Raw genomic sequence first — 21379 nt, forward strand, 5'->3', positions numbered from 1 at the left:
CGCTATCCTGATGATGATTACCCCCTCACCGGGCCAACCGTCTTTCGCAACTGGCCGCACGCGGACTGGATGGCGGTCTCAGCAAAGGTGGCGACCAGTTTATCATCATCAACCATTTGCAACAGCGTCAGGTTGCTGCCGCCAGCGTACCCCATTCACCACTGTGCCCAACGTCATCTTCACGCAAGGAAGTGAAGACTAATCTATCCTTGAGCAATAGATGTGTATCAGCAATAGTGATTTGTTCTTTTTCAAGACCATGGGAATTAAAAAGCATATTAATATCGACCCTGGACGAAAGATAACTTTGCTTATATGACGAGGGTGACAGGTTGCTGATATCGTCGCCAAACTCAGTCACCGGCCATTTCAGATTAACTGCAATATCAACACCCTGATCCTTTTTCACTTCAAAACTGACCTCTGGCTTTCCGACCTTCATCCATACATTATCAACATGGATAAGATTCGGCTCCTTATGTGCAAACTGGCTAAAAATGATTTGCTGGAAACGCGAGGCGACGCTATCAGGGATCAAATAACGGCTCAAAGCCAGCATGCTCATTGGGTTATTTTCTACCATCAAGGATAATTGCTCTAACTGCTGCTGTTTCAGTGGCGATAACCCCGTTCCTTCCCCCCAGCTGCGGGTATATAGCGTAATAAATTGATTCCCCATATCAAATAGCCTCTGGCCATAGCTCAGATGACTGTTATCGATTTTAAGGTCAATCCCTTTTTTCAACGACTCAATAAACTCTCCGTCTGCCACCACAGTACCGCTGGTCTCCGGGTGATGTGCAGGCGCCTGCAATTGCGTATTTATAAAACTTTGTAATTCAGCGGGTGCGGGAAACGAACCGCTTTGCTCCACAGAAACGGCATTGATACCACCAGACCAGGTCTGCTCAACTTTAATCTCTTGTCCAGGCAGCCGTGTCAGTAAAGCTCTGACTTTTTCAGCCTCCTGATGCAGGGCCTGACGAATACCCTGCGGCAATAAATCAATATTTTGGTTCACAATAGCATTTTGGTTTGTGGTATGTCCCATCACAACAACCCGGGCAAAATCTTTACATGAGATATCTTCCGGAACGGCTAAGTCGCTGACACTACTCTTCTCGAAAGCGGTTGAAGCCATCTGTTCGGCATACGGAATCTGCAGATATTGTTGAATATTGTCGAGCTGTTGGTAGACAGTGCTCACCATGCCAGGAGTCTGGTTTACCACAAAATCAACCGTCTGCAATAACATGCCAGGTGGCGCAACCCTGGAATCGGGGTTTAATGTCTGATAGAGCTTCCACGCGACGATATGCTGTGCCCAGGTGCTTTCACGATATTCAGGTCTGTCAAGTATGGCGCGTTTTAGGACTGACATGAATGTGTTGGAAATCCATTTCTCCACTTTTTGCCCACAGACGCCGGATAGCGTATTACGTAACGCTAATTTAATCACATTTTCACCGCCATCAAATTTAGTTAATGCGGCTAATATGCGTTCAGCACAATGGTCCTGGGTTAACATCGGGCCAAGATACTGGGCCAACGTTGTTGCAATATTACATGCAGATTCACTCATTCCTTTAGATTGTAAAATGAGTTCGACCAGGGGGCCTAAACCGTTTTCAGCCTGTGCCCGGGTATTATCGAAAAACGTCGATCTGCCAAGCTCTACTATTTTTGCACTATTTTCACCGAAAACCTGGTTACTGATTGCATAGTTCTGCGCCAGGGAAACCGTACTTGAAATGATATTTTTAGCAAGGCTGTCCCGTGTAATGCTGCCCCGACTAATATAACTTACGCATTTATCCAGTTTGCTGCTGTTATCCAGGCAACTGTACGTCAAAAACTGAAAAAAGAGTTTGGTTGAGGAAACATTATTCATAGCGGGAAACTCTTCTTAAAATTTGGGGTTAAAGAATAATCCAGTAACTGATTCTGCGTTGCCTGAGCTATTTGAGGTAAGTTTTCCTTCCAGTATCGAACCTGTTCTACCAATATTTCAATACGCTTCAGGGAGGCATCAGCCGTTTGTGTCGATAATTCTATCAAACAAAAAAGAATGACACGTTGACCGCCTGCATCATAGCCAAACCAACAGCGATTAGTGGCAATACCAAATAACTGCATCTGCAGAAGAGAGGAGAAAAATTCTGGTGATAGTGGTTGCGTAACCTGCATTACCGGTGAAAAAAGATACAGATGGTTTTCATGATTTTCAAAAGTAATCTCTATATGATCATCAAAACATATTGTACACCCACCACTCTCGACTGCGGCCTGGGTATCAAAATGTGCATCAGTATTAATTAATTTAAGGATTTCTAAAAAAGTCATCTAATTATCTCTGGTGAGTCTATTTATTTATTAGTTCGGCAATGACTCAAATGGGAGAGAGTAGTGTTAATAGCAACAAATTAGAAAAATGATGTTGCCATTAATTAAGGCAGCCAGAGGCTCAAGGGCTGTTCGGTGGATTCCATTAATTGAACGCCAATCAGCAGTAGCTTTATCTCCATTTGCTATTACCGAATCATCCTGGTGTTTGCTGTTTTGGCGATCTGAACATAAGGAAATGTTTTTCGCTTAAACAACGCGTAGGAATTATAACCAGAGGAAGTTAATTTGTAATTTATGCTTAAGTATTATCTGACCTGTGCTTTAGTACAGTTTTTATCACACTGTGACAAAGTTTTATTCTTGCAGAAAAAAACAGTGCTGTTGTCGCCACTATATTTGTGATGTTTTGAATTGAAATGTCGGCTCAATGTGCCAGAAAAATCATCTTTCAACAAAACTTTACAACAGTACCATTATAAATGCCAGACCAGGAAAACCGGGTCCAGATCAGCCAGAGCGGCCGGCAGGGCATATTCAGTAGCAGCAAGCGCATTTTTTACACGTTTTTACCTCGCGTTGTGATTAGCGCGAAGAAAAAAGCGGGCCTGAGCCCGCCGTAAAAAGGATTATGCAACTAATTTCTTTGTCATTGCCAGTAGCGCCGCAACATCATCAGGCCGGGTATTACCGCTTGCCTTATCAATAATTGAGCTGTAAATGTGCGGAATAATTTTGCTGACACCCGCCTCCAGCGCAATGGTGAGTATCGCCTCATAGTTTTGCAGGTCGATGCCACCGGTCGGCTCCAGCCAGAAGTCATTAGCAGCACAGGCCTGCGCCACCGCGCGAAATTCGTCTGCGGCGTCAAGCCCCCCCATCGGAAAATATTTCACCGAACTGCCCCCCATATCCTTCAATAAAGCGATGGCCGTTGCTATTGGCACAATGGCGTCACTGGCAGCACTGCTCAGCGGACCGGTGGAAATTTTGACCTGGCCGACGCGCCCGGTCGGCGAAACCAGACCATTAACCACGGTGTCATTTTGTCCCAGTAACGCGCGGCTGGCGCCGACGCCGGTAAACACCTGATTAACATGCTGCGGCTGTAAGCTGGCCGAAATTGCACTGACCATCGCCGACTGACGCGGATCGCCGGCCCCCAGCCCCACCGACAGCGCATTATCAATCAGTGCCGCGTATTCGCGCATATCACTGACCGCGCTATCGATACTGTCATAATTTTTCGACAACACCCCAACCAGTACGTAGCCTTCAGCAGCCTGCCAGATTTCGCGGGCATTGGTTTTAGAACCAGCCAGTACGTTAAGACAAACCCGATCCTGATAAAAATTTGGCGTTAGCTTCATGCGGTTTTTTCTCCCTGTAGCAGCGTGCGTATACGACGATAAATAATAGCCAGTTGCTCAGCGCTCACGCTGCGCACATCCACCTCAACAATCCCCTCATTCGCTTTATAACCGCGAAAATAAATAGCGATATCGCCGTCACGCAGACGCCCGACCAGTTCACTGGTGGTCAGACCGATTGTCGCTTCATCAAAATGGATTTCGCTGCGAGCGATATCGCGTCCGGCGCTGTCCCATACCACCCTGCCCTGCACGCCATCAAGGGTATTAAGGCTGTCAATAAAGGGCGTCATTTTTTCCACCATCTGCGCGCCGGTCACCTTCGCCTGGGTCAGATAGTTTTCAATCGCCCAGGTCAGCCCCAGAATGCTCTCTTTACCGGCCTTCATGGCCCGGCCAATACCGCCGCTTTGTCGCTTAACCCAGTTAACATAAGGCTGACGTCCAACCACCAGTCCGCTGGTAGGCCCTTCAATCGCTTTGGCGCCGCTGTATATCACCAGGTCGGCACCATACTGGTAGTAGCATTGCAAATCTTCTTCCGCCGCGGCATCGACAATCAGTGGCACCTTATGCTGACGGGCGACCTTCGCCGCCTGCTCCACGCTGAGGTGGCTTTTCTGCACGCAATGGTGCGACTTGATATACAGGATTGCCGCCGTTTGCGGTGTGATAGCCGCCGCCAGCTGCCCGGGTGAACATTCGTTGGCATAGCCCGCTTCCACCAGCCGACCACCACCTAAAGCCACCATAGTGCCTACCGGCGCGCCAAAATTCACATTATGGCCACGAGGCAGAACAATCTCATGCGGCACGGTCAGCGGGGCCGCATGCAGATTTTCCAGTAGCCAGTCGTTATCCTGAACAATCACCGCCGCCACCGATTGCGCCACGCCAGCAGAAGCGCAGGAAACCACCACAGCGTCTTCTGTACCCAGCAAGCGGGCAATATACGCCCCGGTCTTGTTGACCAGATCTTTCATTTCAAAATAGTGATTCAGGCCGGTGTTAACGCTTTCAACTACTCCGGCTGCCGGGGTTGACACCCCCAGAATGGTCATACGACCGGATGCATTAATGACCTGTTTCAGGCCATATTTTTCATAAACTGAAGACATGGTTAGCTTTCCCTTGATCCGTCGTCACCCACTCACCGGCCACCACCGCAGCCAGAGGGGTGAAATGTGTAGCGCCCGTTTCGCTGATACCCTCGGCATCCACCAGCGGGCGGGATTCTTCACTGAGCGTAAAAATAGTGAAATCGGCGTCTTTGCCCACTTCCAGACAGCCTTTGTCGCGCAGCCGCAATCCTTCTGCCGCCTTGCGGGTAACACAATCAATAATTTGCGGTAACGTCATGCCAAGATTAAAAAATTTCGACATCACTGCCGCCAGACCATAAACCGGCCCGTTAAGACGGTTACGGCAATAAATATCCGAACTGATGCTGTCAGGCAAAATACCCTGTGAGATAGCGGCCCGTGCCACGGCAAAACTAAAACTGGCACTGCCATGACCGACATCCAGCCGCACACCGCGTTCTATCGCGCGCTTAACCGCCGCACGCAGCTCGCCGGCTGGCGTCAGAATGCGATTAGGCTTGCCGTTATAACAGTGAGTAATAATGTCACCGCTGGTTAGCAGCCCGGCTATCTCATCAAGATCCGGCGGATTATTACCCACATGAACCATCAGCGGTAAACCACCGATGGCCTGCTGAATTTCTTTGGCTCGCACCAGCGGTTTGATACCATTAGCCCCCACCACGCTGCTGCTCATCCGCGCTTTAATCCCCAGCAGAAAGTCGGGTAAACGCTGTACCGCATCACATACCGCAGCCTTATCCAGGTGGTTCATATCCGCCAGCTCATGCTGCACTACCAGCCCGGTACGCGAAATGTTAAGCAAGGCGTAAACCTGGGTAGTGGCACTGCGGGTAATCTGGTAAAAGTCATCGACCTCATCGGCACCGGTACTGCCGGCATCAATAACCGTGGTCACCCCGTGTGCCACCCCGATCTTGTCCGGCTCGTCATGATAAATGGGGGATTTGGCATAGCAATGTACATGGGAATCGATCCACCCCGCGCTGAGATACCTGCGGCCACCCAGGTCGCGCTCTTCGTGCGCCTTGCCGTTGACGCTGCCGATGGCGGCAATTTTCCCGGCGCTGACGGCGATATCAACCAGAGTTTCATCCGGCAGACGAGCGCGGCGAATAATCAGATCAAACATCGGTTACTCCTGAATTTTCCGGCGCAATTAGCGCCGGTTTAACCGGCCCGGCCAGCGCCAGACCGGTTCAGCTTACAATGCCACCGGAAAGATGGCCCCCAGCACCATTGCACCAAGGATAGCGCCACCGGTGATAGGTTTATTCCACAGATAAAACAGTAGCGCCCCGGCCAGCGACCCCAACCCAATGGGAATCGAAGCGGTCATAGCAGAGAGAATAATCAGCGGGCCAAGAAAACGGCCCGATGCGTTACCGGCCCCCATCATCACGTCGGCACCATAGGTTGAATCACTCTGGCCAATGGTGAACTTACGCGCCAGGATAATCAGATAACCAATTGCCAGACCGAGAATCAGGCCGGTAACCAGCGAAGCGGCAAAGTTTGATACCGGGAAAATAATGCCGGAACCCAGGAACAGAGCGGGAACGCCAAGACCGACACCGGTCTGGATTGCCCCGCCAATATCCAGGATACCCACCAGCGAACCTTCAATAATGCGGGCGAACAAAAAGCTGGCACCGAAGGCGGCAACGGCGCCATATACGCCGGTATCAATCCCCGAACGCAGCATAGACACAAAAGCCACTTCGTTAAACGCGCCGATACCATAGGTGTAATACATATGAGTACCCGCAAACACACCGGCTGACAGCAAACCAACAAAGATCGGGAAAGACCAGTCGGCATACCAGAATCCGCTTTTCGACTCTTCCATTTTGCTTATCCTCGTTATTTGCCGCTCAACGCGTTGTGGATCATATTCAGCCAGCCCGGCACACCCAGCTGGAAGGACTGCAACGCTTTCATATCGAAACCGCGGAAGAACCCGCTCAGCACAAACAGCAGCACGATGGCGAACATCATGACTTTGGTCACTTTGTGCCAGCCACTCTCCTCGACGCCTTTGCCAATCAAAATCCCCAGCACCAGCCCCGGTACCGCATTGCCCATAATCAATTGCGCCAGACCGCCGAAAATCGTGGCCCAGAAGCCTGACTTCCTGCCGGCATCAATAGCCGCCAGCCAGAAAATCACCGGCATCACGGTGTTTACCAGCAGGTTGGCGGCAGGCACCAGCACTTTAACCGCGGTCACCTGAAGCGCCGCCGGCACGGCCGATGCAGTACTGTTAAGAAATGCCACCACCACCATGCCAATCAGGCCACAGACCAGCGCCATTTTTTTCGGATTGTGCAAGGTTTCAGCAACGTTGCGATTCTTTACCATCAGCGCCGCCGCGCCCCAGTTCGGAATAATGCGATGGTCAACGTCCTGAGTGAAGGAGCCAGCGGCAACAGATGACGCCCAGGCATTAAAGAAAAAGCCGAGACCAAAAGAGAAGTGAGAAGCCGGGTCGCCTTCGCACGAGTTCAGTTCACCGAGGGTACGAAATGCCCCCATTCCCTGGGTAGTCGGTGCATGAAACATGCGTGCAGCGCCTGCACCCACGCCAACACCGACCAGGCCGCCGATAATAAGCGACTTAAATAAAATAATTAAAAACATCAGTCTATCCTTTCAGGCTTGCGCCAACGTTTTTAAGTTGTGGTTATAGTTCCCGCTGACTGCCAGGAACGGTCATTGCGTGGCGAATTCAACGTTATCGGTATCAATTGCGCTCACGTTGACGGTCACCTCCAGCTCAACGCTGTAATGACGTCGCTGCCGCGCCAGAAAGAGAAACAGAAATTTCTCGCTGGTGACGCGTTGCTGCGCGCGCAGAACCCTGACCTCCTGAGGTTCAATACGCAACAGTACTTTATTGCTCGATTTCAGTACGCTACTCTGTACCCGACTCAGCGCGTCGGCGAACGCTTTGGCTTTACTGTCGCCATGTCCGCTGACGGTGACCCGGGTGGTGAATTGCTCTTTCATGGGTATTTTTTATTCCATGCCTGAACCAGTCGTTCACCCAGCTCCTCTTTATCCATAAAGCCAAAGCCGAGTACGTTAGCGCCTTCGTTAATCGCGGTGACGCCTTCATCAATTGAGCGCATGCCGTGCCGGGCTTTGTAACCATGTTTGTTCTGTGCCGTAATTGCTCCGGCGCCGCCGCTGCCGCAAAAAGAGATACCAAAGTCTGCGTTTTCCGCTTTCATCACATCCCCCAGCTTCATATCTGCCGCCACGCCAGGCACCACAATGGCCTTACCACCCGCCTTTTCAATGCCAGCTGCAACCTTCTGTCCTTTACCTAACCGATCGCCGATGACTACCGTTACCATGTGATGCTCCTTAGCCTGTTGAACTGAATCTGGTGTCACTCTCATTAACGGCGGGCTACCCGCCGCACAAAAACTACTCTGCGTTTTTCGCCACTTCAAAATGCACCGACAGCAGCCAGGTTTCTTCCAGCGGCAGATTGCCAAACAAATCGACCACCTGCTGGGCCAGCTGCATCGAATCCGACGAAATATCCTCAAACAGCCCGGCTTCCACTTCCGGCAACGCCTCACCGGTAACCGAACGCAGGGCCATTGCCCGTACGTGAGAGGTCAGCATCTGCTGTTGCACCGCATCTGGCTGAATACCCCTGGCGCTAAACAATTGTGCGATCTGGGTCATTACCCGCCCGGCCAGAATCTGAATTTCCTGCTGCGTGGCGCTATCCACCGCGACTGCTCCGTTACTCACGCTTTCACCTCTTCACTCAGCACTGGCGCCGTACCAGCAATATTTATTCGTCATTCAGATAAGGTAGCGCCAGGCAGACGGCCTGTGTAGACGCACTTTTTCCACTTCAAAGTGGAAATCATCTGGAGTCGGGTGATATGGGCCACAGAAAACGCAATGCATGCGTGAAAAATGCAAAAAAATGGGAGATCAGCCACAAATTAGCCAGAATATTCACAGTCTGTGCATCTGATGCCGGCCATTGTTTGATTGCCCGTCAGCATTTGATGATAAAAATAACAAAAACTGATGGTGGTCGAAAAATTGATACCTGGAGTAACAGAGCGAGGAAAAACCGTGAGTGATAATGTCAGGAGCCCGCTACCCAGGTGGCCGTAGCGTCGACCGCGCAACCGGGCGCGGACATCGCCACGGTTGCCGGTTATTAACATTAAGGGCGGCCCAAAGGCCGCCCTTAATGTCAGACTGAACTGATATCAAACCTGCTTACTGCCCGGCGATTTTCATCTCTGGCAGCAGTACAGAACCACACTGGATATTACTGCGGGTTTCAATATCACTGCCGACGGTGACAATATCGCGCCACATTGCTTTCAGATTACCGGCAATGGTGATCTCACTGACTGGATACTGTATCTCACCGTTTTCCACCCAGAATCCCGCCGCACCGCGCGAATAGTCGCCAGTGATCCCGCTAACGCCCTGCCCCATCAGCTCAGTAACCACCAGGCCTTTATCCATTTTTTTCAGCAGCGCGTCAAAACTTTCCCCCTGACCGGCAATATGCCAGTTATGGATGCCACCAGCATGACCGGTGCTGCTCAATCCCAGCTTACGCGCCGAATAACTGGTTAACAGCCAGGTTTGCAATACACCGTTTTCCACGATATTACGCCGCCCGGTACGCACACCCTCGCTATCAAATGGCGACGAAGCCAGTCCTTTTAACAAATGGGGTTGTTCTTCAATCGTCAGCCACTGCGGTAAAATTTGCCTGCCGAGATCGTCGAGCAAAAAAGTGGCTTTACGGTAAACGCTGCTGCCGCTAATCGCCCCCACCAGATGACCAAACAGCCCGGTTGCCACCTCTGCAGCAAAAATAACCGGCGCTTTCATGGTAGGTAACTTGCGTGGCGCCAGGCGAGACAGCGTCCGTCTGGCACATTCAGCACCGACCCATGCAGGTGATTTGAGATCGCCAATTGCACGGCCAATGGTATAAGCGTAATCGCGCTCCATATCACCATTCTGTGCGGCAATCACGCTGCTGGAAAGGGAATGACGGCTGGAAGCATAGCCTTGCAGCATGCCGTGACTGTTACCAAAAACTTTTACCCCGACGTGGCTGTTAAAACTACCGCCTTCGGTATTAGTGATACGCGTGTCCGCCTGCAACGCCGTCTGTTCTGCCTCAGCGGCGAAGGCAATCGCCTGGTCGGGATCGATCTCCCAGGGATGGAACAGATCGAGATCCGGCGCGTCAAAAGCCAGCAGTGCCGGATCGGCCGGTCCGGCAAAAGGGTCCACCGAGGTATACCGGGCGATATCAATTGCCGCCTGTACAGTACGCTGAATAGCCTGTGGCGTTAGATCGGTCGATGAGGCACTGCCTTTACGGTTTTGATGATAGACCGTAATGCCCAGTGCACCATCGCTGTTGAACTCCACGTTTTCAACCTCACCGTAGCGGGTGCTGACGCTAATGCCGGTGCTTTTCGTCACGGCAACTTCCGCTGCGTCAGTATGCGGCTTTGCGAATTCCAGGGCCTGAGCGACCGCCTGTTCCAGAATCTTGCGCTGTTCGGTAACTTGTGAGAGTACTTTCATCGGCCTGCCATATAATAAAACGGAAACTTAATGCTGAGTCTAACAGAGTCAGAGAACAATTTCGCAGTAGCGCGCTAACCTGTTAGCATGTGCCTCTTTTTAGGGAGCCAGAAATGAGTAAACAGCCTGAAGAATGGCTCGATGAGCTGCCGGATGAAAGTCCGGACGAAGATGAGGAAATCATCTGGGTCAGTAAAAGCGAAATTAAACGCGACGCAGAAGAACTGAAACAGCTTGGTGTGGAAATGATCGAGCTGGGCAAAAATGGCCTGGAGAAACTGCCGCTGGATGAAGCGTTGCGCGAAGCCATCGGGCTGGCGCAGCGCATTAAGAAAGAGGGACGTCGCCGGCAGGTACAGCTAATTGGTAAAATGCTGCGTCAGCGTGACGTGGAACCAATCCGCCAGGCACTGGATAAACTGAAAAACCGTCACAATCAGCAGGTCGCGCTATTTCATAAACTGGAAGCGCTGCGCGATCGCCTGGTGGATCAGGGAGACGATGCCATTCCCGAGGTACTGGCACTCTACCCCAGCGCCGACCGCCAGCAGCTGCGCGCCCTGATTCGCAACGCGCAGAAAGAGAAAAACGCCAGTAAACCGCCAAAATCCGCCCGGCAGATTTTTCAGTATCTGCGCGAGCTGGCGGAAGCCTGACCGCCCGGCTTACTGCGCCAGACGATCCAGTAGCTTCTGGTGAATACCGCCAAAACCGCCGTTACTCATCACCAGGATACTGTCTCCGGGCTGTGCGGTTTTGGCGATCATCTCCACCAGCGCATCAACATCGGCGCTCCAGTGTGCCGGCTGTATGCACTGGTCGGCAACCTGAGAAACCTGCCAGGGAATATTGGGTGGCTGCAGCAAAAAGACTTCATCAGCCCGTCCCAGTGACGGCGCCAGTTCATTCTTACTGATGCCCATTTTCATGGTGTTTGAACGCGGTTCAAGCACGGCAAGAATGCGCGCGGTGCCCCCCACTTTGCTGCGCAGCGCCGCCAGGGTCGCGAGGATGGCAGTTGGGTGATGGGCAAAATCATCATAAACCCGGATGTTGTTAACGCTTCCCCGCAGTTCAAGACGGCGACGGGCGTTAATAAACCCGCCGAGTGCCGCTGCGGCATCTTCCGGTTTAATCCCAATATGACGTGCGGCGGCAATCGCCATCAGGCCATTATGCATATTGTGCTCGCCGACCAGTTGCCAGTTGACTTCACCCACGCACTCTCCGTGCAGCCAGACCTGCCAGCCTGCGGCATCCGGTGAGAGTTTTTTCGCCTGCCACTGCCCCTGGTCACCCCCTACCAGCGCCTGTTCGCTCCAGCACCCCATGGCGATAACCTGTTTAAGGTTGTTATCGTTATCCGGCAGCAGGATCTGTCCCTGACCGGGCACAATACGCACCAGATGATGGAATTGCTTCTGAATGGCTTTCAGATCGTCAAAAATATCCGCATGATCGAACTCAAGATTATTCAGAATCAGCGTGCGAGGGCAGTAATGCACAAATTTGGAACGCTTATCAAAAAAAGCGCTGTCATATTCGTCCGCCTCAATAACAAAAAATGGGCTTTTTCCTAAAGTGGCTGACACGTCAAAATTACCCGGCACCCCGCCAATGATAAAACCGGGCTGATAGCCGCATGACTGTAAAATCCATGCCAGCATACCGGCAGTGGTGGTTTTACCATGGGTACCCGCTACCGCCAGCACCCAGCGATCGCGCAGCACGAAGTCATGCAGCCATTGCGGGCCGGACATATAGGGAATATTACGCTCAAGCACCGCTTCAACGCAGGGATTTCCGCGCGTCATGGCGTTACCAATGATAACTAAATCTGGTGCCGGCTCGAGCTGACTTACCTCATAACCCTGAATTAAATCAATACCTTGATTTTCCAGCAGCGTACTCATGGGGGGGTAAACATTGGCATCTGAACCAACAACCTCATGCCCCAGCGAACGCGCCAGCATTGCCAGCCCCCCCATGAAAGTGCCACAGATACCAAGGATATGAATACGCATAAGAAGATCCATTTTCAAAAAAAAAGTTCGCGCACAGTGTAGCGTTCTCGTGACCATGAAGAAACGGATTTAGCCTATGGCCTTTGTCATTCAATCCGCTAAACTGCCGGGGTACGTTAATGCATGTTATCAATGCTGCCCCTCAACCGTAGATTCAGGGATTGTGTTATGAAAACGTTAGGCGAATTTATCGTCGAAAAGCAACACGACTTTCCTCACGCCACTGGCGAACTGACGGCGTTGATTTCCGCTATCAAGCTGGGCGCCAAAATTATCCATCGCGATATCAATAAAGCAGGATTAGTGGATATCCTTGGCGCTAATGGTGAAGAAAACATTCAGGGCGAACAGCAAATGAAGCTCGATTTGTTCGCCAACGAAAAACTTAAAGCCGCCCTGAAAGCCCGCGGAATTGTCGCCGGTATTGCCTCAGAAGAAGAAGACGAAATTGTTATCTTTGAAGGCGTTGAAAACGGTAAGTACGTGGTGCTGATGGACCCACTGGACGGTTCGTCTAACATTGATGTTAATGTCTCGGTAGGCACCATTTTTTCTATCTATCGTCGCATCACGCCGCCGGGAACCCCGGTGACCGAAGAAGATTTCCTGCAGCCCGGCAGCGCACAGGTTGCTGCTGGCTATGTGGTTTATGGTTCTTCCACCATGCTGGTTTACACCACCGGCTGCGGAGTACACGCGTTCACCTACGATCCATCCCTTGGCGTATTCTGCCTGAGTCAGGAACAAATGCGTTTTCCGGCGAAGGGAAAAACCTACTCAATTAATGAAGGTAACTACATTCGCTTTCCGCAAGGGGTGAAAAAGTATCTGAAATTCTGTCAGGAAGAAGATAAGAGCACCGATCGCCCCTATACCACCCGTTATATTGGATCGCTGGTGGCCGATTTTCACCGCAACCTGCTGAAAGGTGGCATCTACCTGTATCCCAGTACTGCCAGCCATCCTACCGGCAAGCTGCGTCTGCTGTATGAATGCAATCCAATGGCGTTTCTGGCAGAGCAGGCTGGCGGAAAAGCCAGCGACGGCGCGCGCCGTATTCTTGACCTGCAGCCAAAAGCCCTGCACGAGCGCTGTCCATTCTTTGTCGGCAATCAGCACATGGTAGAGGATGTTGAACGCTTCCTGCGTGAGTATCCCGACAACTAAGCCCCTGACGCCAGCATTACGCCTTAACCCGCCTGAGTATTTTACCCAGGCGCAGCCGGGGTTACCCTAACCCGGCTTATGGTGCAATCCGAAAACGTAAAAAGGGGAAGAAAGTTTGGCGGGGGGTTGGCTATAATGAGCGTCACTTTTGAGACTACGTAAAGGAATTTATCATGAGTTTGAACCAGGTGCCTGCGGGTAAAGACCTGCCAGAAGATATCTACGTTGTAATTGAAATCCCGGCAAACGCCGACCCGATTAAATATGAAGTGGACAAAGCGTCCGGTGCGCTGTTTGTTGACCGTTTCATGTCTACCGCCATGTTCTATCCCTGCAACTATGGCTATATCAACCACACCCTTTCTCTGGACGGCGATCCGGTTGACGTGCTGGTCCCTACGCCTTATCCACTGCAGCCGGGTTCAGTGGTACGTTGCCGCCCGGTTGGCGTGCTGAAAATGACCGATGAATCTGGTGAAGACGCCAAACTGGTTGCCGTTCCTCACAGCAAACTGTCGAAAGAGTACGACCATATTAAAGATGTTAACGATCTGCCAGAACTGCTGCGCGGTCAGATTACCCACTTCTTTGAGCACTACAAAGATTTGGAAAAGGGTAAATGGGTAAAAGTCGACGGCTGGGATAACGCTGCCGCGGCTAAAGCGGAAATCCTCGCCTCTTTTGAGCGCGCGGCAAAAAAATAACCGCCCGCTTCTGATTAACACCGCGGCCTGCCGCGGTGTTTTTTTCCATTGCGGCGGCGGAGACGCTTTTCACAGGATCAAACCATCAACAGTATCCGCGCCCCGGCGGCCCGCTGTTGTCATCTGTTGCATAACGCAGCCAATCGCCTGCGGCGCCAGGGTTTATAATTATCACCTATGCTGTTTCCAACCCCGAGGAGAGTCATTATGCAAAAGCTGATGGTTGCCGCATTGCTATTTCTGCCTTTAACTCCGGCTCTGGCCGTGGATTGTGATAACGCGTCCAGCCAGTCAGAGATGAATCAATGTGCCAGTGAAGAGTATAAAAAAGCCGACGATGAACTGAATTCAGTCTATAAACAAACCCTGAAATCCACCTCCGGCAAGCAAAAAACGCTGCTACAGCAAGCGCAAAAAAAATGGATTAGCTACCGTGATGCGGACTGTCATTTTCAGACGTTTAAATCAATGGGCGGCTCGCTGTGGTCAATGAATGTCTCTGGTTGTCTCAGAGATAAAACCCGTCAGCGAACCTCCGAGCTAAAAAACATGCTGAATTGTCCTGAAGGAGATGTCAGCTGCCCGCTGTGAAAAAAAGCGGCTAACGCCGCATGTTACAGTCGGTGTAAATCACCTTATCATCACAAAGGTGACGCCTGCTGCGGCGTGCAGCGTCACGATGCTGCCCCCGCCGCCCCTTTAAGCCTCTTTATCGCGCGCCAGCCAGTCACCGCTGACAATGCGTTTGCGTCCGGTTACCGGCCGCTGATAAACGTACAGCCAGGCAGACCCAAAGGGGGTGGCGATCAGTTCGCGCTTATACTCTCCCCCCTTACTGCGTAATGCATCGAGCTCTGCCAGCATGGTGGCATCAATGCGATAGACTTCGCAGTAGACGTTACCTGTCCCTTTAATCACGCCCGGATAATGCCCCAGACTGTAGAGCTCATAGCCATCGATCACATGATCGCCAAGCCATTGCCCATTCGTCATCCAGTGGCTGTTGCCCTGCTCACGCCGTAAACTACCGTAGACAATAATTCGCATTGCTAAAACTCAAACTGATAGAGCACATCAAGTGCCTGGTCGAGACCAGAGACCGCTTCAAGATACAGCTTAGGCATCAGCCGGTATCGTAATGTTAATGTTGCCAGAGAATCAAATATGCCAACACCGTATTTAACCTGCAAGCCCGGAAGAACATAACCACTGACCTGAACCTGCTGACTGTCACCAACACCGGTGGTATCGAGCGCCAGATTGCTGACACCGAAGGTTTCACCGATTTTCCCCATAACCTGCCCCGTCTGGGCAACGCCTAAGCCCAGCAGAGCGGAAGTCACAGCGCCGTCACCACCGCTACTGTCAAGCCCCTGGCCACGCAGAAGATAGGAAAGCGCCTCCTGCTGCGACATTGCCGGGTCTGAAAACACTTCCGCTTTCGGCTGATCCGCCAGCCCGGTAACCCGCAGTCCCGCTACAACATCGTTTTCAGTGGCTTCCGGATTACGGATAGCTTCAATGTTGAGATAAGGCTGGTCAGGCGGCCCGGCAAACTGCAATTCACCTTTACGAATAATCAGATCCTGACCATAGGCGCGAAAACGACCATCAGGGATATTAATCTGGCCATTCAGACCCAGCCCACGCCGATCCTGCACCAGTTTAAGATCGCGATTAAGCTTCGCTTTAAGTCCAAAAGCATTAAGGCGCACATCGTTACCCACATGGATTATCAGGTTACTGTTAATTGGGATCGCCGTGGTTTTCGGCGCGACTGGCTGCAAATGCTCATCCAGCAGCACTTCATCAGACGACACGCCCACCGCGCTCGGCGGTACATCCTGCACCGAAATCCGTGCCCAGGGAATATCCACCCGGCCATTGAGATTCAGTAAATCTGGCGTGGCTTCAAAAACCAGATCCGGTGAAACGTCCATCCGCACCATCGGCGGGACGATGACCCGGATTCTGTCGCCTTTTGCCGCAACACGCGCACGCCAGGCCGCCAGATTGCTCCAGTCAGCATCGCCATTAAGATTGAGCTGGCCTTTTGCTGTCTGTAATAACCCTTCCAGCGTCGAACGCATGCCGTTAAACTGCATCGTGATATTTGCATTCCTGAGGTCAACAGGCATCACGCTGGCATCAACCCGGGCATCCCTCAGCGCCAGCTGACCAAACACCTGCGGACGTTGCAAATTGCCGCCAAGCCGTAGCTGACTGTTGAGGGTACCGCTGATTGATTCCCCCTTCGCCAGCGCCGGATTAAGCAGAGCCAGCGACAGATTCTGTATGTTAACGTTGCCACCGAGCTGACGCCGCCCCTGCGGGTCGGTAATCTGCAGATTACCTGTCAGCTGCCCGTTGTTGGCAATATGTATCAGCCAGTCAAGCTGTGCACGATTATTACGCAACGCGGCATTCAGGTTCAGGGTATCAAAGGCGACCGGCAGCTGATTACCCTGAACATTCTGCGTCACCTTAACCCCGTTGCCTTTTAGCGAAACCTGTCCCTGTGGCAGACCGCCATCTGCCGTCCAGCTCAGGTTTGCCGAGCCATTAAATACCCCGGCAAGCCGGGTATCTTCGCTAAGAAAGGGCTTTAGCATTGCCAGGTCAAAGCGTTTTAAATCGATACGGGCATGCCCAGCCGGCCCGGCTTCAATAGTTTGCGGCACGCAAAGTTCAGCGTCAGGATTCAGCCAGCAATGCGGGCCGATACTGACCGTCTGCTTTTTGTTGAGATAGTCCAGTGCTATTGCCCGGGTCAGCCGCCACTCGCCGACCGGTGTGTTGAAAAAAGTATTATTCAGCGTCCCGCTCCAGCGTTCAGCATGGCGATCAAAGTGACCATTGAGCGCCAGCTGACCGGAAACCGGTTGCCCCTTAACCGACAGGTTAAGCCGATGCTGTTTTTCGTTACCCTGCGCCTCCAGATTAAGTTCGCTAATCTCCAGCGCATCCTGTTTGATCTGCCCGATATGCAAAGCCAGTTTACCCTGTATCTGATCGCCGGATGTCACATCACCGTCCAGCTTAATACCGGCAATATTCAGCTGCTGCCAGCGCAGATTACGGGCGCTCAGATTAGCCAGCAGCTGGGGTTTTTGCAAAGAACCCCGGGCTTTCAGGGTACCTTCCGCGTGCCCGCCAAGACCGGGCAGAGCATTATCCAGCCGCGGCGCATTAATGATGGCATCCAGCGCCAGCGTCTGTTTAAGGCTACCTTTAACATCAATATGGTTTGCACCCAGCGCAATACTGATGCCCGGAATGTCCCACTGGTTGTAGCTGTTACCGTACAAGGACCCCTGCACCTTCACCGCGTTTTGTTTCACGTTGCCTTTTAACGCCAGCTCCGGCATGCGCAGCTGCCAGCTATCGCCATACAGGCTGCCGCGCGTGGTCATTTTGCCGTCCAGTTTTGCCGGCCAGTCCGGATAGTGCTTTGCGGTATTAATGTTGTTAAGCGTCAGCTCACTACGCCAGCTTATTGACTTGCTCCAGTCAACCAGCGCCTTGAGATCAACGCTGCCCTGTAAAACGGCAACGTGTAGCTTATCCAGCGCAAACTGATTCAGGTTGCCTTTACCATCCAGATTAACGTTAGCAGGCGGTAGTCCGGCACCATTTACAGCCGCTTTCAACGCCATGCGATAATCAGTGGCTTTACCGGTAAAGTTGAAAGCAAAATGATCAACCTGATATTGCGCCTGACCACTCAGCGGCCAGCGCAGATGCGGACTGTTTAACGCCAGCGTCAGCGGCAGCCCCGGCGTTGCCAGCTCAGTTTGTCCCTGTAACGTAGCAGCCAGTGGACCAGACAGATTTAGCGCCAGCCGGGTCTGTTTTCGCATTGCCCCGCTCAGCACCAGCTTCAGCTTTTCCCCTTTCAGTGGCGCCATGTTAAGTATGCTGTTAAGGGTCAGATTCAGCGGCCAGTCGCCGCTCAGCTCGGCCTCGCCGCTGGCGTTAACCTGTCCCATGGATGAATCAACATCCAGCGTGGTTAACTGCAGATGGCGTTCACTGGTTCGTGCTTTAATCTCCAGCCGGTTGATGGCCAGATCGCTGCCACCGGTAACACGCAGCTGCTCAGCCAGAATCTGCTGAACATCAATATCCAGCGGTAAGCGGAAGTCAGGCAGTGGCGGTAACAACGGCCCGGCAAACAGCGCATTGAGTTGTTCACCCAACGGCGTGGCGTTGGGATCTTTTTTCTCCGGCGGCGGTGCGGCGGCGTTTTTCGGCAGGCTGACCAGCAGACTCTGAAGATGGCCAGGCGTCAGCGTCAGGGAACGTCCCTGCCAGGCCATGCCAATGCTAAAATCAGCCAGTGAGATTGCCGTTTCATCAACCTTAACATTGACATTGTGCAGCGCCAGACGGGTCAGCGTTAGTGGCCATGGCGTACTGATTTCGCCCGCGCTTTGCGTCTCCTCCTCTGCCTCCGGGGCCGCCGGGGCCGCCGGGGCGAGTTTTTTACTGTCAACGCTGATATCCACGTCGCTGAGCGACAGATCATTAATACAAAATGCACTGTGTTTCAGGCAGCCGAGGTTTAGCGCCAGATGAAAACGGCCCACCGAAGTCGTCACCCCAGGCATCTCATAACGCAGGTTGCTGACGGTCAGGTCACGCCAGCCTCCCTTAACGTTCTCAACGGAAAACCCTGGCACCCAGCGGCCCGCAGCATTGAATAGCAGATGTAATCCCGGTGCGGTGCCTATCAGAAATGCAAAACCGGCCAGCAACAGCAGTAAAAAAATCATCACCCCGATCAGGGCCTTTTTCCATCGCCTCATAGTTCAGGCCCCAGACCGATATAAAACTGCACGTCACGTTCCTCATCATCACCAATCGCCCGGGCGATATCCAGCTTGATGGGGCCAACCGGCGACTGCCAGCGCACGCCAACCCCGGCACCGGTTTTAAAATTACTCTGCCGGATATCATTCACCGCTTCGCCAGAATCAATAAATACCGCCCCCCACCATTTTCCGGTCAGGTTGTACTGGTATTCAAATGAGCCGGTTGCCAGTTTAGATGCCCCGGTCAGCTTACCAGCCGCATCGCGCGGGGAAATACCTTTGTATTTGTAACCACGGATACTGCGATCGCCACCGGCAAAAAAGCGCAGGTCCGGCGGCACCCGGTCGAAATCGCCGGTTTCGATCCAACCAAGGTCGCCACGGATTACAAAACGGTTTTTCTCGCCAAGGGTGCGAATCCACACATTCTGCGCCTGCAGCACCACGAAATTGATATCCGATCCCCAGCTGGTATCAGAAACATCAATCGAGTAACGCTGCGTGTCCCCCCAGGTCGGCATCAGGCCGCCACGCGAACGGGTGCGGTTAACGCTGACGCCCGGATAAAGCAGCATAGTCGTATTGGTGACATTAGCCTGGGTAAAGTGGTCCAGACTCCAGCGCAGATTGATGGCACGCTGCCAGCCGCTGGCAGCATCCCAGTAGCGTGATGCCGCCAGCGTGGTGGTATCAGAACGGGTATCGTTAAGGTCGGTTCGTTTCAGGCCGCCCTGCAGCAGGTAATATTGTTCCAGCGGACTCTTCAGCAATGGAATTTTATAGCTAAAACCAAGCTGTTGTTTCGGCGCTGAGATATTGGCGCTGGTGCTGAAACTGTGGCCACGGGAATTCACCCATGGGCGTTTCCAGGTCGCTTTTACCCGTGGGCCAACGTCGGTTGAGTAACCAACCCCGGTTTCAATGGTATTCTTAGTGCGAGGCGTGAGCACGCCTTCAAGCGGCAGTATTTTACTTTGACGACCGCGTTCAAACTCCGGGGCGACTACCACGGAATTAAACCAGCCGGTGGCCGACAGCCGGCGATTAAGTTCAGCAAGATCGGCTGAATCGTAATAGTCACCGTGGTGAAACGGCACCAGATTTTGCAGATAACGCGGATCAATCTGGCCGCCGGTAAATCTGACATCGCCAAAACGGTAGCGTTGTCCGCTATCGTAATCAATATTCCAGAACGCTTCATCAAGCGGCACAGAGACGCCCAGCTCGCTCCTGAGATAGGTGCCATCAAAATAACCTTTACGCAGCGCCAGGTTACTCAGCGAGGTTTTAAAACCGTCGTAAGTACCGTGATTAAGGATAGTCCCCGGTTTCGGTTGTCCGTTGCTGACCAGCGTCTGAAAATCTCCATCGTCACGCGCACCACCGCGCAAAATCACCGTAGTTTTAGCTATATGCACCGGGGTTCCGGGATTGACGCGCGCATACAGCACCTGGCGCTTACCCCCTGCCGGTGGTGGACTTAGCTGAAAATTGATCGTCGGCTGATAGTAACCAAGAGCTTTCAGTCCCTGTTTGATCGCCTCACTAACACGGGCACGAAAACGCCCATCTGCGGTGACTTCATCACCACTTATCGTGGAAAGGCGTGCCCTGACATTTTTTTCTAATTCGCCGGATAATCCTTCAACCTGTAACCGGACGGCCGCCTGCACCGACGGAACCGCCATAGCCAGGCAGAACATGCAATACAGATAAATTCGTGGCACGCTTACTCCTGTTATCGTCGCCAGCCCTGATACCAGGGAATTTCTTGTCATTAAATCGCAATTTACAGCGGCGTGCGGCAAAAGCGCTGCCACAACAGGTGATAACTCAGTGAAATTACTGCTGTTAAGACCCTACCGGTGAGGTAAGAAAGTCTCATATTGTTGCCTATTGTGGTCAAAGTGACCACAGGACACAACCGCAGATAACGCAATTCTCAATGCCGGGTGGTAAACGACTGCGATAATTTTTACCACCGACACCAGCGGCAACGCCCCGGCTCTCCAGCCAGTCAGGCCCAATGCCGGCGAAAAAAGAGGGATTTTCACCCGAAACATTATCGGTAAAAATAACGATGACAGCGCCATTCTGTAGCGAAAAGGATAAATAACGGTGCCGCCTGCATAAAATCCTGGCAGCGTCCGGGATGTGGTTGCCAGCGACGGCAATTGTAAGCCGCCCCCGGCAAGGCTATAATCTGCTCACAAGTTGCAATCGCGACCTGTCAATCCTCTCTGCTCCGACCGCCAAAGC

General features: G+C 52.4%; 19 protein-coding genes. 4 read left to right on the forward strand and 15 right to left on the reverse strand.

All coding sequences use genetic code 11. The features are described from left to right. Positions 1-127 precede the first annotated feature (127 nt). The 11 genes from BL249_RS11830 to pmbA form a co-directional block, all read right to left on the reverse strand. Positions 128-1891 carry a hypothetical protein gene (locus tag BL249_RS11830; RefSeq protein WP_099704664.1) on the reverse strand — a complete coding sequence of 588 codons (1764 nt, stop codon included), beginning with the start codon at positions 1889-1891 and terminating at the stop codon, positions 128-130. After that, positions 1888-2343, reverse strand: a complete 456-nt coding sequence (locus BL249_RS11835) for a type III secretion system chaperone (RefSeq protein WP_099704665.1) — start codon at positions 2341-2343, stop codon at positions 1888-1890. Before BL249_RS11835 ends, BL249_RS11830 begins: the two co-directional genes overlap by 4 nt. 629 nt (positions 2344-2972) lie before the next feature. Further along, the gene (dagF, locus tag BL249_RS11840) at positions 2973-3713 is read right to left on the reverse strand and encodes a 2-dehydro-3-deoxy-phosphogluconate aldolase (protein ID WP_099704666.1); all 741 of its coding nucleotides are present in this window, start codon (positions 3711-3713) and stop codon (positions 2973-2975) included. Further along, on the reverse strand, positions 3710-4831 hold the full coding sequence (locus BL249_RS11845; RefSeq protein WP_099704667.1) for a DgaE family pyridoxal phosphate-dependent ammonia lyase: 1122 nt from the start codon (positions 4829-4831) through the stop codon (positions 3710-3712). Before BL249_RS11845 ends, dagF begins: the two co-directional genes overlap by 4 nt. Then, positions 4815-5948 carry an amidohydrolase/deacetylase family metallohydrolase gene (locus tag BL249_RS11850; protein WP_099704668.1) on the reverse strand — a complete coding sequence of 378 codons (1134 nt, stop codon included), beginning with the start codon at positions 5946-5948 and terminating at the stop codon, positions 4815-4817. The genes BL249_RS11845 and BL249_RS11850 overlap by 17 nt, the downstream gene beginning before the upstream one ends. 72 nt (positions 5949-6020) lie before the next feature. Then, entirely contained in the window at positions 6021-6665 is a 645-nt protein-coding gene (locus BL249_RS11855; protein ID WP_099704669.1) for a DUF4310 family protein, read from the reverse strand. 14 nt (positions 6666-6679) lie between these two features. Then, positions 6680-7456, reverse strand: coding sequence for a DUF4311 domain-containing protein (locus tag BL249_RS11860; RefSeq protein ID WP_099704670.1), 777 nt, complete (start codon positions 7454-7456; stop codon positions 6680-6682). Positions 7457-7528: 72 nt separating this feature from the next. Beyond that, the gene (locus BL249_RS11865; protein WP_099704671.1) at positions 7529-7825 is read right to left on the reverse strand and encodes a DUF4312 family protein; all 297 of its coding nucleotides are present in this window, start codon (positions 7823-7825) and stop codon (positions 7529-7531) included. After that, complete coding sequence (locus tag BL249_RS11870) at positions 7822-8175, reverse strand: SFCGS family glycine-rich protein (protein WP_099704672.1); 354 nt, start codon at positions 8173-8175, stop codon at positions 7822-7824. The genes BL249_RS11865 and BL249_RS11870 overlap by 4 nt, the downstream gene beginning before the upstream one ends. A gap of 73 nt (positions 8176-8248) precedes the next feature. Continuing rightward, positions 8249-8584 carry a glycine dehydrogenase gene (locus tag BL249_RS11875; RefSeq protein ID WP_099704673.1) on the reverse strand — a complete coding sequence of 112 codons (336 nt, stop codon included), beginning with the start codon at positions 8582-8584 and terminating at the stop codon, positions 8249-8251. Between the two features lie 486 nt (positions 8585-9070). Further along, a complete protein-coding gene (gene pmbA / locus BL249_RS11885) occupies positions 9071-10411 on the reverse strand; it encodes a metalloprotease PmbA (RefSeq protein ID WP_099704675.1) in 1341 nt (446 codons plus the stop codon). A gap of 113 nt (positions 10412-10524) precedes the next feature. Between pmbA and yjgA the strand changes: the two genes are divergently transcribed. After that, on the forward strand, positions 10525-11067 hold the full coding sequence (yjgA, locus tag BL249_RS11890; RefSeq protein WP_099704676.1) for a ribosome biogenesis factor YjgA: 543 nt from the start codon (positions 10525-10527) through the stop codon (positions 11065-11067). A 9-nt stretch (positions 11068-11076) separates the two neighbouring features. On the opposite strand, the gene mpl is transcribed toward yjgA, so the two are convergent. Beyond that, positions 11077-12435, reverse strand: a complete 1359-nt coding sequence (gene mpl, locus BL249_RS11895) for a UDP-N-acetylmuramate:L-alanyl-gamma-D-glutamyl-meso-diaminopimelate ligase (protein ID WP_099704677.1) — start codon at positions 12433-12435, stop codon at positions 11077-11079. Between the two features lie 168 nt (positions 12436-12603). On the opposite strand from mpl, the gene fbp reads away from it, so the two are divergent. The 3 genes from fbp to BL249_RS11910 all read left to right on the forward strand — a co-directional run bounded on the left by fbp (position 12604) and on the right by BL249_RS11910 (position 14897). After that, positions 12604-13602 (forward strand): class 1 fructose-bisphosphatase, encoded by a 999-nt coding sequence (gene fbp / locus BL249_RS11900; RefSeq protein ID WP_099704678.1) that lies wholly within the window; start codon positions 12604-12606, stop codon positions 13600-13602. A 173-nt stretch (positions 13603-13775) separates the two neighbouring features. Further along, the gene (gene ppa / locus BL249_RS11905; protein ID WP_099704679.1) at positions 13776-14306 is read left to right on the forward strand and encodes an inorganic diphosphatase; all 531 of its coding nucleotides are present in this window, start codon (positions 13776-13778) and stop codon (positions 14304-14306) included. Between the two features lie 207 nt (positions 14307-14513). After that, on the forward strand, positions 14514-14897 hold the full coding sequence (locus BL249_RS11910) for a lysozyme inhibitor LprI family protein (protein WP_099704680.1): 384 nt from the start codon (positions 14514-14516) through the stop codon (positions 14895-14897). A 108-nt stretch (positions 14898-15005) separates the two neighbouring features. Here the strand turns inward: BL249_RS11910 and BL249_RS11915 are convergent, their stop codons facing one another. From BL249_RS11915 to tamA, 3 genes are read right to left on the reverse strand one after another with little or no spacing between them, the layout of a single operon-like run. Further along, a complete protein-coding gene (locus BL249_RS11915; RefSeq protein WP_099704681.1) occupies positions 15006-15353 on the reverse strand; it encodes a gamma-glutamylcyclotransferase family protein in 348 nt (115 codons plus the stop codon). A 2-nt stretch (positions 15354-15355) separates the two neighbouring features. Then, positions 15356-19114 carry an autotransporter assembly complex protein TamB gene (tamB, locus tag BL249_RS11920; protein WP_099704682.1) on the reverse strand — a complete coding sequence of 1253 codons (3759 nt, stop codon included), beginning with the start codon at positions 19112-19114 and terminating at the stop codon, positions 15356-15358. Continuing rightward, positions 19111-20823, reverse strand: coding sequence for an autotransporter assembly complex protein TamA (tamA, locus tag BL249_RS11925; protein ID WP_199073469.1), 1713 nt, complete (start codon positions 20821-20823; stop codon positions 19111-19113). The genes tamB and tamA overlap by 4 nt, the downstream gene beginning before the upstream one ends. Positions 20824-21379 lie beyond the last annotated feature (556 nt).

Source organism: Erwinia sp. OLFS4, from assembly GCF_002752165.1.
GTDB lineage: Bacteria > Pseudomonadota > Gammaproteobacteria > Enterobacterales > Enterobacteriaceae > Izhakiella.